Genomic DNA, 11,980 nt, shown 5'->3' on the forward strand with positions numbered 1-11,980 from the left:
GGCCAACTTTGCTCGAAGTTTTTCAGATTTCAAACCTTGAATTGGGCACCTGTTTTTCAGCATATGGTGTGGTGGCCATGGCCTCCTATTTTTTTGGCGGACCGCTGGCAGATAAATATGCTCCACGTAATTTAATATCATTTGCTCTGTGGCTAACCAGCCTCGGAGGGGTGGTTATGACCGTATATCCTACTGTCGAATTGCTTTTTATATTATATGCATTTTGGGGTTTTACTACCATCTTCTTGTTGTGGGCAGCACTAATAAGAGCTACAAGAGAGTGGGGTGGCGAAAGTCAGGGAAAAGCATTTGGCTTTTTGGAAGGTGGTAGAGGTTTAACTGCTGCCGCTATAGGGACTTTTGCCGTTATACTTTTTGATTCAGCCATCTCCTCACAGATGTCGGGTAATTATGATGAACATAGGATAGCTTCTTACCAAACCGTGCTAATAGCGACCTCACTCATTACTTTTTTAACTGGGGTATTTGTCTGGTATTCGGTACCTAAACAAATAGTCAAATCTAAAGAGCAATTTAAACCCACAGTAAGCAGCGTTATAAATCTTATGAAATTGCCAACCATCTGGATGCAGGCCGTAATTATAATATGCGCTTATGTAGGTTATAAAATAACAGATGATTATTCTTTATATGCCAATGAAGTTTTACACTTTGATGAGGTTTCTGCGGCAGCGGTAGGAACTTTTGCGTTATGGATGCGACCTTTATTTGCCACAGTTTCCGGGCTGGTGGCGGATAAATTTGATCCGGTGAAAGTAATAGCATGGTGCTTTGGCATTATGATAGTTGGAGGACTGTTGGTTTATCAGGGTGCAATTAGTCACCCTGCGTGGTTAGCCATATCAGTTTTAACAACTACTCTAATAGGTGTTTATGGTATTAGGGGAATATACTTTGCGGTGGTGCAACGGGTAAATGTTCCTCTAGCTTCTACGGGCACAGCAGTCGGTATTATATCATTCGTTGGTTTTACACCTGATATTTTTATGAGCCCTTTGATGGGCTATGTACTTGATAAAGACCCGGGAGTTATAGGCCATCGGAATGTATTTCTGATTTTGTCGATTTTTGCCGTAATGGGTTTATTAACGAGTATGGCCTTGTATAGAAAGATTAAGGCAGAGGCAGCTAACACACATTTAGCCTAAACTAGCGAGCAACGAAATAAATTCTGATTGCAGCGTTTTTCCTTTATCCTTAGCGTACCAGGTATGTAGATTAATCGAGAATTGATCATAGCTCATAGATTCATCCTTTTTGTAATCCTTGAGTATTTGCTGCGCTGGAGCAGGCCTTGGTCCCCAATTTGTCAATTCATTATCCAGAATGATGAGCTTTGGAATCGATCTTGAGCCATCGGTCAGGTAAGCATCCATAATATCGAGATTTTCGTCTCTTAGCAGGTATCTTACTTCTATATTATCATTCAAATCGGCTATTTTCTGAATGGCTGGTAAATTTTGAGCGGCATCTCCGCACCATGCTTCAGTTAGTATTAACCACTTCTGAGGAGTATTAATATTTTCTACTGCTTTAATGAGATCAGCATTTAGTTTGGTGATCTTATCCCATTTATTCATTCTCTGCACATTAAGCCTGGTATAGACGAGCTGCTTTTCAGAATGATTGTTGCCAGTAGTTTGGTTGATTTTCAATAAGCTATCTATTAGTTGACGATACTCATGATAGGTTAGACCATTTTCCCAATGAACTTCATTAATCACAGAAGGTTTTGAAGTAGTTTTTAAATTCATACAATCCAAACTAAAAAGCCTCGCATTAAGTTGCGAGGCTTTCTATTAATATATGGTTTAGTCGGTTATAAGACTTTTCTATGCAGCTTTTTTAACTGTTTCAAGCTGTACTTCTTTTTGTTTTACCAGCTTGATGATGCCCACCTTGTTTAATACTTTAATAACCTGATATGTAGGATCAATTTCATGCCATCTAAACCCACCAAAGTTAGCACGACTGCCATGTTTGTGGTGGTTGTTATGATAGCTTTCGCCCATCATTAAAAAGTCAACAGGTAGGAAATTTCTTGATGTATCACCTACTTCAAAGTTTCTATATCCGTATTTATGTGCAAACCAGTTGATAATAGCTCCGTGAATTGGAGATAACAAAAACTGCATTGGTAATAATAACCACAACCACCAAACGGTAGCAAACTGCCAGTAAATGGCAACATAAATAGCACCCCAAAGTACTCTTGATACCCATGAACGAGCAAATGTATCAAATGCAGTCCACTCAGGAACACCTTCGGTAAAACGCTCATCAACCTTCATTTTTTTGCTGGTGATAGCAGAGTATATTGTTTTAGTCTTCCACATCATCTTAAATAAACTCTCGTCATATTTAGGTGAGTGTGGATCATTAGGAGTGTCTGCATAAGCATGATGCATTCTATGCATAATTCCATAGCCGTATGCACTTAGGTAGTTAGATCCCTGAAATAACCAGGTAAGCACAAAGAATATCTTTTCCCATGTTTTGCTCATTGTAAATGCCTTATGTGATGCATAACGATGCAAAAAGAAGGTTTGAAAGAACAACGATAAATACCAATGGGCTATAAAAAAGGTCAGTATTACAGTCATAATGTTTAGTTCGGTTAAAATCAAAAAATGATAAAGCTTTCGCCCTCACATTTAGAGGACAAACAATATAATCATTTGTGACAAAAAAAGTTTATTTTTTTTCTGGTTTGGTTTGGAGCTCTTCTATAAAGTGCTGTATTAGCTCAGCAGGGTTCTCCAAATGGCAGGCGTTTTTAAAGCGCTCAAAAAAAGTTGTATTTGAGATTTCACCCTTAACTTTAGTAGTTTCCTGATTCAGTTTATCTTTAGCTCGGCTGAATAATTTACGGCAATTGTCTTTTTTCTTGTTGAACAACACCTGTAATTCATCATACTCTACATCAAAAAACTCTCTGAGCACATAAATGCTCTTCTCCAAAGGCTCAAGTTTTTTATGAATGACATTCAAAGCACTGGACATTTCATTTTCAAAGTCGAAATGAAAGAGTTCTTTTTCTCTGTATTTATCAATAAACTCCTTTGGGTTAATTGATTCAAGGCATTCATCCTTCTTTCGCTTGATTGTGTTCAGATGATTGATGCAGTTGTTGGTTACAGACTTGATCAAATAAGCCTTTGTGTTTTTGATCTTTTCAGTATCAATGGTCAACCATTTCAGTAAAGTGTCTTGCACGATATCTTCAGCATCAGCAATCGAACCCAGCATGCGCTGTGCAATACTCTGAAGCATTGGCTGATAGATTGTTATGGCCTGACTGTGATTCATCAATGCAAAGATAAGTTATTAATTTATTACTGACACTCGTTAGGTATTTAACATCCTTTTGGTCAATAAGTTAAATCTCCAGAACATGAAAATGGCTACAATAGTTAAACCTATTAGTAAACCGTACCACACTCCTTCAGCACCCATATCATAGACAAAACCCAATGTGTAGCCAATAGGGAGTGCCAATACCCAATAAGCAATAAAGGTCATTAAAGTGGGTATTTTAACATCTTCTAAGCCTCTAAGTGCTCCTAAACTCAATACTTGAACACCATCCGATATTTGAAAAAATCCTGCTATAATTAACAGTGTTGATGCAATTTCTATAACGGCATCATTCTCAATGTAAAATGCAGGAAGGAAATAACGACCTACAATAAATAGTGTGGCACATACACCCATGAACAAAACTACCATGCCATACAATGTAAAAGCTGCGGCCCTGAGTGTAGGAATATCTTTTAAGCCCAGCTGATTACCAACTCGAATAGTCGCAGCGGCAGAAAGGCCCGTTGCCATCATATAGCTGATGGCTGCAAGATTGATAGCAATTTGATGTGCGGCCAAAGCCTCTGCACCCAGCCACCCAATCATGATAACGGCACAACCAAAGGCGCCAACTTCGAAAATCATTTGAAAGCCTGCGGGTAGTCCAATGCCAAGCATTTTACTAAATATTGGCTTGCTATAGTTAGCAATGGTGAAACCTAAGCGGTAGGGTGAAAAACGCTTGCCGTAATAGATGTAAAGGGCCATCCAGATGGCCAATATTATTCTGGAGATGAAAGATGCATACCCTGCGCCAAGCAGCCCATAGGCATCGAAGCCTAATTTTCCATAAATCAGAACATAGTTAAGGGCGACATTTACAAGGTTAGATCCGATAACAATTATCATGGCCTGTTTGGTATCAGAAAGCCCCTCAGCGAACTGCCTGAAGGTTTGGAAGATCAACAATGGCACCAGAGAAAAGGTGATAATGTTGAGGTATGGGATTGCCAAAATCACTACATCTTCAGGCTGATCCATATGGGCCAAGGCTGGATTAGTAATTTTTACAATTGCGAAAAGTAACAATCCTGTTATTACATTAATGACAATGGCATGTCTTAGAAAATCTGCCGATTTGTTAACGTTTCCTTCGCCATCTGCAGCAGCAACTAGAGGTGTAACGGCATATGAAACGCCAATGCCAAACATTAATGTTATATGGAAGATGACATTAGCCAGAGAAGCCCCGGCCAAGGGCACAGCTCCCAATCTACCTACCATTACACTGTCGGCCACACCCACCATCATATGGCCAAGCTGACTGAGCATTACAGGGTACGCCAGAAAGAAATTCTTTTTTAAGTGTTCGGTATAGTTTTGTGTCGACATTGATTTTCCTAATCAGTTAGATTAAGAGTTTAGAATTATTGAAGCTTTTAAAAAACCTGCTACGGTCATACTATCTGTGATTTTCCCTTTCATTACCATATCTAATGCTTCAGAAAAAGGAAGCTTTTTTACCACCATATCTGATTCAGATTCTTCCAACTCTGCCTCACCGTGGGTTAGTCCGGTGGCTAAAAAAACATAAGCAATTTCATCTGTTACAGAATTTGAATTGTGCATGGTGAGTATTAGCTCAAAAGAACTTGCCGTAAGCCCGGTTTCTTCTTTCAATTCTCTTTTGGCTGCCTCTAAAACATCTTCACCATAGGGAGCACCGCCTTCAGGCATTTCCCATGAAAATTCATCAAGCGTATATCTGTGCTGGCCTACAAGCCAGGTATTTCCTTCATCATCAATAGGTATAACACCTACAGCCTGATTTTTAAAATGAACCTTTCCATAAATACCTTTGCCTCCGCCAGGATTGATTACATCGTGTTCTACCACCTCAATCCAGGGGTTATCATATTTCAATGTCGATTTTAACGTAGTCCAGGGGTTATTCTTAGAATTCATGGCCGCAAAACTACTATAACTTTTATGTATGTGTTTAAAGTTTCGACTTGTACTAACTTATTTTCGATTTGTGCTGTACAATTTTAGATTTGCTAAATGTTATTATCATCTTTTTCTGAGAACTTGGTTGAAGCTGGCTGCGATGAAGCGGGACGTGGTTGTCTGGCTGGCCCAGTCGTGGCTGCGGCAGTTATTTTACCACCAAATTATAGTCATCAACTTTTAAATGACTCTAAAAAGTTATCAGAAAAGCAGCGACTATTGTTGAAGGAGGATATTATCGCAGATGCTTTAGCTTGGGCTGTTTCATTTGTTGATAATGTTGAAATAGATGAGGTAAACATTCTTAACGCTTCATTTTTAGCCATGAACAGATCTGTTGAGAAACTAAAGACTCAACCTGAATTATTGCTTATTGATGGTAATAGGTACAAACCTCATAATGAGATACCTTTTGAGTGTATCATTAAAGGTGATGGTAAATACCTCTCAATAGCTGCAGCTTCCATTTTAGCAAAGACATTTAGAGATGAGTACATGGAAAAACTGTCAATAGAGTTTCCTCAATATCAATGGCAGAAAAATAAAGGCTATCCAACAAAAGCTCATCGTTTGGCCATTGCAGAAATTGGGTTGACTGATTACCATAGAAAATCATTTCGTCAGTTACCTGACCAACTTACCTTGTTTGATTAGGATCAAAATCAATAAGAGTCATAAATTTGTCGGACCTAATTAACTTATATGTGTCTGATTCTTTTTGCTAATAACGCACATCCAAAATATAAACTCATTGTAGCAGCTAATAGAGATGAGTTTTATGAAAGACCAACTAAACCCGCTGATTACTGGGAGGAAAATCCTAATATACTGGCGGGACGAGATTTAGAGGCAGGAGGAACTTGGCTTGGGATCACCAAACAGGGAAGGCTAAGCCTTTTGACGAATTTCAGGGATTTGCAAAATATCAAAAGTGATGCTCCCAGTCGCGGGCATTTAGTATCTGATTTTTTAAAGAGCAATATCAGTGGGCAGGAATATTTAAACAACATTTCAGAAGAAGGTGAGCTTTATAATGGGTTTAATATCATTTGTGGGGACTGGGATAATTTGCACTACTATGGCAATTATCAAAAAGGCGTTCATAAGATTGATGCAGGGGTTCATGGTTTGAGTAATGCTTTATTGGATACTCATTGGCCAAAGGTTGTTAAGGGTATTGACAACTTGAAGGAGCTAATGAAGCAGGATAAAATAGATCCTGATCAGCTGTTTGAATTACTTTATGATGATCAGAAAGCGGCTGATAGTCAATTGCCAAATACAGGTGTAGGTTACGAAATGGAAAAAATGCTCTCACCGTTATTTATTAAGAGCGAAAGATATGGGTCACGCTGCTCTACAGTATTGCTGGTAGATAAAAATGACAATGTAACCTTTATAGAAAGAACCTATAACACCTCGGATTTCACCTTTACCAAAGCGGCATATCAACTGTAGTATTTTGAATTTCTAACTTTAATTTATAACTTTGAGACCAACCGGTCGGTTTATGACTAAAATTAGTACACGAGATAGAATCATACAGCAATCAGCAGCATTGTTTAATACCTATGGGTATCATGCGTGCTCATTGAGTCATATTATGGAGGCTACTCAGCTGAAAAAAGGAGGTATTTATAACCACTTTAAGAATAAGGACGAGATAGCCATTGAGGCTTTCAATTATAATTATCAAAGAGTTTTAGACAGATTTCAGCAGGTATTGAGTACAGCAAACTCTCCAACGGAGAAGCTTTTTAGTCTGATAGATGTCTTTGTGTCCTTTATTGATGATCCGATAGTGCAGGGTGGAGGCTGTCCTATTTTTAATACGGCCATGGATGCCACAAACACGCACCCGGGACTTAAGGAGAAAGCTAAGAACGGCATTAAAGGATTAAAGCGATATGTTGAGATTAAACTTAACGAGGGCATATCTGCTGGTGAGTTTAAAAGTGATATTGATGTAAAACAAACAGCTGCCATGATGATTTCTACCTTGGAAGGTGCCATCATCATGTCGCGTGTGGAGGATAATAATAATTGCCTCGATTTTTCAGTGCAGTATATAAAAAACCATTTCAATCAAAATATTTTGAAGGAGCCACTCCCGGATTTTTCAGTATTAAAAACTTCTTAACCCTTTTTATTTGCAAAATAACAGACCGATTGGTCTTAAAATAATAACAGTATGAATAAGAGAAAAATAAAAACCCCACTACCATTAAGAATCATAGCTTCAACATACCCAATTGTGGAGGCCGTAGCGCCTTGGCTGGCAAAGAGATGGTTTGTTAAAATCTTCTTTTCCACTGCTAAATATAAGTTTCCCCATGGTGAAATTGAAGCAGCGGAAATGGCCACAACTTATAATATCAGCTATGAAAATAAGAAAGTGCAGGTTTATGAATGGGGCGATGGTAAACCAGTTTTAATGGTTCATGGATGGATGGGCCGTGGTACGCAGTTTAGAAAATTCATCCAGACTTTTAATGAAGCCGGCTATAAGGTAGTGACATTTGATGCGCCAGGGCATGGAAAGTCTGATGGAGGTAGCTCCCACATTCTCAAATTTGCAGATGTCATCGCTCAATTGAGCCAAATGTATAGTGGTTTTGAAATGATTATTGGGCATTCCCTGGGAGGAGTAGCCGCCATGCATGCTCTTATAAGAGGTGTTGACACCAATAAACTCGTTATGATTAGCAGTCCTGCTATAGCAGATGAAATAATGTCTGAGTTTAGAAAAAAGATAGGTGCAACAGAGTTAGCCATGCCATATTTCAACAATCACATTGAGCAAATGTTTGGTTGTTCATTTGAAGAATTTTCTGCTAAACAAAATATCCATTTAATAAAGGATATTGATTTGTTGCTCATCTATGATCAGGATGATCGGGAAGTATCACTAGACAGTCCTAAAGTGCTCATGACTAAACATGATAATACCAAACTAGTACTGACCTCAGGTTTAGGGCATACAAGAATATTAAAAGATGAATTTGTTGTTGAAAGTACTCTCAAGCATTTAGTACAAGCCGAGCTTGAACGTGAGAAGGAGTTAGAGGTTTGTTAACAAAAAGTCCTGTATCTGAATTCAGATACAGGACTTTTACTTTAAAATTTATATCCTGTCACAGCACTTGATGCCGTTTTGTAGAACACCGTTCCGGTTACACCGTCCATTTCATAATCAGGTGCTTTGTCTTTACCAAGATTGATTTTACCAATTTCTTCACCCGTATTTTTATCTACCTTCACTAGATAATTGGTCTTATCAATTTGTGTGAGTATCACCGTATACCCATTAGCATCTTTAGTTGCTTTAAATCGGGCACTGGCTTGCTCAAATGACTTTTTAGCAAAATCTGTAGCTGCATCACCTAGCTGTCCATACGCAGCTCCAACTCCTCCAACTATTTCTCCAGCAAGTGCATCTTCATTTTTAACATCTTCAGCAGCAGCAGTGTACACTGCAGATGCAGCATATGATGCAGCACCAATATATGCGGCTCTCACGGCTTGTGCATAACGCAATGCTCTTATAATACCCGCCTCACGTGGAGCTTCAAGGTATTTTGAATATTTCGCAGATCCATCAAAAGATATTAAAGTCATATTCTGTGATGAGCTCAAAAGAATACCGTCAGATCTAAGTTCTATGTTTTCAGGGCTTTCTTTGCCTTGAAAATCAATTTCACCTGAAAGGTTTGATACTTTACCAGTCGCCTTGTCTAACTGCTTAATAACACCTTCTTTGAAATCATAGACATACAAGGTCTTGTCATCTTGAGTCACTAAACTGGGGTTCGTTACTATAGACTTGTCTAAAACAGCACTACCTGTTGAGGTATTTAGAATGTTCAGCTCTTCAGTAGTAACATAGATCAACCCACTTGGAGTGTTTTCGCTAATCCTCATTTCTCCATCGATTTTCAAGGGCTTATCAAAGGTTAATATCCCCTGTGCTAAATCCAGATAATAGATATAATTCTTTCCAGAGGCATTTTTTGAAACCATTAATAGCCCATCTTCTGTAGGAACATAGCTGTAAATGCCACCTTTTATTTTTAAGCCATTCCCTTTTTTACCCCACATGCCTTCCTGAGAATTTAGGTCATATAGATTGATCTTTGAGTTACCCGGATCATTGGGCATAACCACCAGATTATCTTCATAAAAATACACTTCACCCATATTGCCTTTGGCCACAAGTGGGTCTTTCCAAATTCTAGACCCATCACTCAGCTTAAAGCCTGTATAGTTCGTTTCGTAACTCACTGTAGTACCAGAACTGGAGCTAAATCCTGATTGACTTTCCTGTTCTGAGGCAACAAAGAATATATCCTTGGTTGGGTGCCTGTAGAATTGGACATTGAACTCAATATCCTGAGCCATGTTAGAAGCGGCCTCTTTCATTAAGCTTCCAAAAGCTCCCAGCTTCTTCATTTGTTGATTAGCCTCTGAAACATCGTTTTTCCAAACAATCTCTCCGCTTTGAGTATTTACTCGGTAATTGTAAAATATGGTAACAACTAATACCTCGCTATTATTTAGCTCTTTTACAGTAACTAATCGGCCATAATCCTCTTCTATTTTCCACATTACCTTACCATCTTCTAACGAGGTCATCATGATAATGTCGCCATTGCTGGAATTCCTTCCAGAGATTAAAATTCCGTTGGTTTTGTATAACACAAATTGGTCTCTAATATCTGATACTCCTGCAAACTGTGAATTGAACTTAACTTTGCCGGAGTAGGGGTCAATCATAAAAACATTGTTGTTTTGATTGATTGAAAATAGAGGTGAGGAGCCAACCTGCTGAACCTGATCGGCTGTGACTTGACCGAAATCGTTATTATTCCATACTATTTGTCCTGTTTCTGGATTAACACCGATTAAACCTTCATTGGTGCCTATTACATAGTGTCCTAATGAAGATACCTTTTGCCAGTTGATAGTTTTGGAAAAGTCATTTTCCCAAAGCTTCTCTACCTGCGCTTCAGCAAAAAGGCAGGAGAGCATAACAACTCCAATTAATAAAAATCTAGTTCTAATCATAGTTTGATCTTTTTGGTTAGACACTACAAGTTAGCAAACAATAGACCAAAAAGCATTTCACACTTTTTTGTGCCTTTTTAGTATATTGAAGAAGCTTTTTCGATTATAACTAATGATCTTCATCACTAAACTTTATAAATCACCGTTTAAGTAAATAGCTTATTATCAAAGCACTTTCTTTCCGTTCTTTGATTAGAAGCATTACTTTTGATTACTAAACATTCACATTCATGGGTAGAATTATTGAAACTTCAGAAATAGCCAAGATTTACAAAATGGGTAACCAGACGGTAGAGGCACTTAAATCAGTTTCAATCAACATAGATCAAGGAGAGTATGTAGCTTTTATGGGACCTTCAGGTTCTGGAAAATCTACACTCATGAATATTATTGGATGTTTAGATACGCCTACCAGCGGAAGTTACATTCTTAATAACAATAATGTTAGTGAGCTTTCAGAAAACGAGCTGGCTGTTATCAGAAATAAAGAAATCGGATTTGTGTTTCAGACTTTCAACCTGTTGCCGCGTGCTTCGGCCTTGGAAAATGTGGCATTACCGTTAATTTACGCTGGTTATGGTAAGTCTGAGCGTGATGAAATTGCTATGCAGGCTTTAGAAAATGTAGGGCTTGCACAACGTTCAGATCACAAACCTAATGAACTATCAGGTGGTCAGCGACAAAGGGTTGCGATAGCAAGGGCCTTGGTTAATAACCCTAGTATTATACTTGCCGATGAGCCAACAGGTAACCTTGATTCCAAAACATCTTACGATATCATGGATCTTTTTCAGCAGTTGCATGATGGAGGAAATACGATCATTATGGTGACGCACGAAGATGACATAGCTCATTACGCGCACAGAATTATCAGATTACGTGATGGACTGGTTGAAACAGATGAGATCAACAAAAATGTGACTCGTGCCGCTGAACAAAAAGCTGCTGTTTCTGATTCTTAATGCATGAAGGTTTATACAAAGACTGGAGATAAGGGCACAACGGCCTTGTTTGGGGGAACCCGGGTTTCCAAATCTCATGACAGAATAAATGCCTATGGTACTGTTGATGAGCTAAATAGTCACATTGGATTGCTGAGGGATCAGGAATGTAATGAAAGCCGTCATGACGTATTGGTAGAGGTACAGGATCGATTGTTTACACTAGGTTCTATATTGGCCACTGAGCCGGGCAATACAAAAGTGAAACTTCCACAATTAGAGGAGAAAGATATTACATTTCTTGAAGATAAGATTGATGGTATGGAGCAATCGCTGGAGCCCATGAAAAACTTCATTCTTCCGGGGGGGCATCAATCAGTTTCTTTTTGTCATATAGCCAGATGTGTGTGCAGAAGGGCAGAAAGATTAGTAATTTTATTATCTGAGCAGGCGGAGGTTGATGACTTGATTATTAAGTATTTAAATCGACTATCAGATTATTTATTTGTTTTAAGTAGGAAAATGACTGCGGAACTTAAGGCGCCCGAAACACCTTGGATTCCTAGAAAATAACCAAACGTTTTTCTACTGTCAATATTTTAGTAATTTTGCAATCCTAACGCTCGTTAGTAACGTTAAAAACATCA

At 38.5% G+C, this 11,980-nt stretch carries 13 protein-coding genes; 7 read left to right on the forward strand and 6 right to left on the reverse strand.

What is annotated here, in order from left to right; genetic code table 11:
• Positions 1-1,169: MFS transporter (locus E1140_RS13545; protein ID WP_155184700.1), on the forward strand; the 1,169-nt coding region annotated here is incomplete at its 5' end.
• On the opposite strand, the gene E1140_RS13550 is transcribed toward E1140_RS13545, so the two are convergent.
• The 5 genes from E1140_RS13550 to E1140_RS13570 form a co-directional block, all read right to left on the reverse strand.
• A complete protein-coding gene (locus tag E1140_RS13550) occupies positions 1,161-1,775 on the reverse strand; it encodes a thioredoxin family protein (RefSeq protein WP_155184701.1) in 615 nt (204 codons plus the stop codon). The two genes, E1140_RS13545 and E1140_RS13550, sit on opposite strands and share 9 nt — an antisense overlap.
• A 78-nt stretch (positions 1,776-1,853) precedes the next feature.
• Positions 1,854-2,624, reverse strand: coding sequence for an acyl-CoA desaturase (locus tag E1140_RS13555; RefSeq protein WP_155184704.1), 771 nt, complete (start codon positions 2,622-2,624; stop codon positions 1,854-1,856).
• 91 nt (positions 2,625-2,715) lie between these two features.
• On the reverse strand, positions 2,716-3,330 hold the full coding sequence (locus E1140_RS13560; protein WP_155184707.1) for a sigma-70 family RNA polymerase sigma factor: 615 nt from the start codon (positions 3,328-3,330) through the stop codon (positions 2,716-2,718).
• Between the two features lie 39 nt (positions 3,331-3,369).
• Positions 3,370-4,713: an MATE family efflux transporter gene (locus tag E1140_RS13565; RefSeq protein WP_155184710.1), complete on the reverse strand. Its 1,344-nt coding sequence runs from the start codon at positions 4,711-4,713 to the stop codon at positions 3,370-3,372.
• Between the two features lie 21 nt (positions 4,714-4,734).
• Entirely contained in the window at positions 4,735-5,286 is a 552-nt protein-coding gene (locus E1140_RS13570; RefSeq protein ID WP_155184713.1) for an NUDIX domain-containing protein, read from the reverse strand.
• A gap of 96 nt (positions 5,287-5,382) precedes the next feature.
• Here E1140_RS13570 and E1140_RS13575 point away from each other — a divergent pair, with 96 nt between their 5' ends.
• Genes E1140_RS13575 through E1140_RS13590 form a run of 4 tightly spaced genes read left to right on the forward strand, consistent with a single transcriptional unit; the run spans position 5,383 to position 8,404 of the window.
• A complete protein-coding gene (locus E1140_RS13575; protein WP_155184716.1) occupies positions 5,383-5,982 on the forward strand; it encodes a ribonuclease HII in 600 nt (199 codons plus the stop codon).
• Between the two features lie 48 nt (positions 5,983-6,030).
• On the forward strand, positions 6,031-6,786 hold the full coding sequence (locus tag E1140_RS13580; RefSeq protein ID WP_155184719.1) for an NRDE family protein: 756 nt from the start codon (positions 6,031-6,033) through the stop codon (positions 6,784-6,786).
• A 52-nt stretch (positions 6,787-6,838) separates the two neighbouring features.
• Positions 6,839-7,468, forward strand: coding sequence for a TetR/AcrR family transcriptional regulator (locus E1140_RS13585; RefSeq protein WP_155184723.1), 630 nt, complete (start codon positions 6,839-6,841; stop codon positions 7,466-7,468).
• Between the two features lie 51 nt (positions 7,469-7,519).
• On the forward strand, positions 7,520-8,404 hold the full coding sequence (locus E1140_RS13590; RefSeq protein ID WP_155184726.1) for an alpha/beta fold hydrolase: 885 nt from the start codon (positions 7,520-7,522) through the stop codon (positions 8,402-8,404).
• 41 nt (positions 8,405-8,445) lie between these two features.
• On the opposite strand, the gene E1140_RS13595 is transcribed toward E1140_RS13590, so the two are convergent.
• Complete coding sequence (locus tag E1140_RS13595; RefSeq protein WP_155184729.1) at positions 8,446-10,392, reverse strand: outer membrane protein assembly factor BamB family protein; 1,947 nt, start codon at positions 10,390-10,392, stop codon at positions 8,446-8,448.
• Between the two features lie 230 nt (positions 10,393-10,622).
• Here E1140_RS13595 and E1140_RS13600 point away from each other — a divergent pair, with 230 nt between their 5' ends.
• Both E1140_RS13600 and E1140_RS13605 read left to right on the forward strand, forming a co-directional pair.
• A complete protein-coding gene (locus E1140_RS13600) occupies positions 10,623-11,354 on the forward strand; it encodes an ABC transporter ATP-binding protein (RefSeq protein WP_155184732.1) in 732 nt (243 codons plus the stop codon).
• Positions 11,355-11,357: 3 nt separating this feature from the next.
• Positions 11,358-11,906 carry a cob(I)yrinic acid a,c-diamide adenosyltransferase gene (locus E1140_RS13605; protein ID WP_155184735.1) on the forward strand — a complete coding sequence of 183 codons (549 nt, stop codon included), beginning with the start codon at positions 11,358-11,360 and terminating at the stop codon, positions 11,904-11,906.
• The last annotated feature ends 74 nt before the right edge of the window (positions 11,907-11,980 follow it).

The organism is Fulvivirga lutimaris (genome assembly GCF_009711525.1).
Classification (GTDB): domain Bacteria; phylum Bacteroidota; class Bacteroidia; order Cytophagales; family Cyclobacteriaceae; genus Fulvivirga; species Fulvivirga lutimaris.

Excerpts from the sequence above, each read along its gene's own strand:
- E1140_RS13550 (WP_155184701.1), bottom strand. The coding sequence starts at position 1,775 with ATGAATTTAAAAACTACTTCAAAACCTTCTGTGATTAATGAAGTTCAT.
- E1140_RS13555 (WP_155184704.1), bottom strand. The coding sequence starts at position 2,624 with ATGACTGTAATACTGACCTTTTTTATAGCCCATTGGTATTTATCGTTG.
- E1140_RS13560 (WP_155184707.1), bottom strand. The coding sequence starts at position 3,330 with ATGAATCACAGTCAGGCCATAACAATCTATCAGCCAATGCTTCAGAGT.
- E1140_RS13565 (WP_155184710.1), bottom strand. The coding sequence starts at position 4,713 with ATGTCGACACAAAACTATACCGAACACTTAAAAAAGAATTTCTTTCTG.
- E1140_RS13570 (WP_155184713.1), bottom strand. The coding sequence starts at position 5,286 with ATGAATTCTAAGAATAACCCCTGGACTACGTTAAAATCGACATTGAAA.
- E1140_RS13575 (WP_155184716.1), top strand. The coding sequence starts at position 5,383 with ATGTTATTATCATCTTTTTCTGAGAACTTGGTTGAAGCTGGCTGCGAT.
- E1140_RS13580 (WP_155184719.1), top strand. The coding sequence starts at position 6,031 with ATGTGTCTGATTCTTTTTGCTAATAACGCACATCCAAAATATAAACTC.
- E1140_RS13585 (WP_155184723.1), top strand. The coding sequence starts at position 6,839 with ATGACTAAAATTAGTACACGAGATAGAATCATACAGCAATCAGCAGCA.
- E1140_RS13590 (WP_155184726.1), top strand. The coding sequence starts at position 7,520 with ATGAATAAGAGAAAAATAAAAACCCCACTACCATTAAGAATCATAGCT.
- E1140_RS13595 (WP_155184729.1), bottom strand. The coding sequence starts at position 10,392 with ATGATTAGAACTAGATTTTTATTAATTGGAGTTGTTATGCTCTCCTGC.
- E1140_RS13600 (WP_155184732.1), top strand. The coding sequence starts at position 10,623 with ATGGGTAGAATTATTGAAACTTCAGAAATAGCCAAGATTTACAAAATG.
- E1140_RS13605 (WP_155184735.1), top strand. The coding sequence starts at position 11,358 with ATGAAGGTTTATACAAAGACTGGAGATAAGGGCACAACGGCCTTGTTT.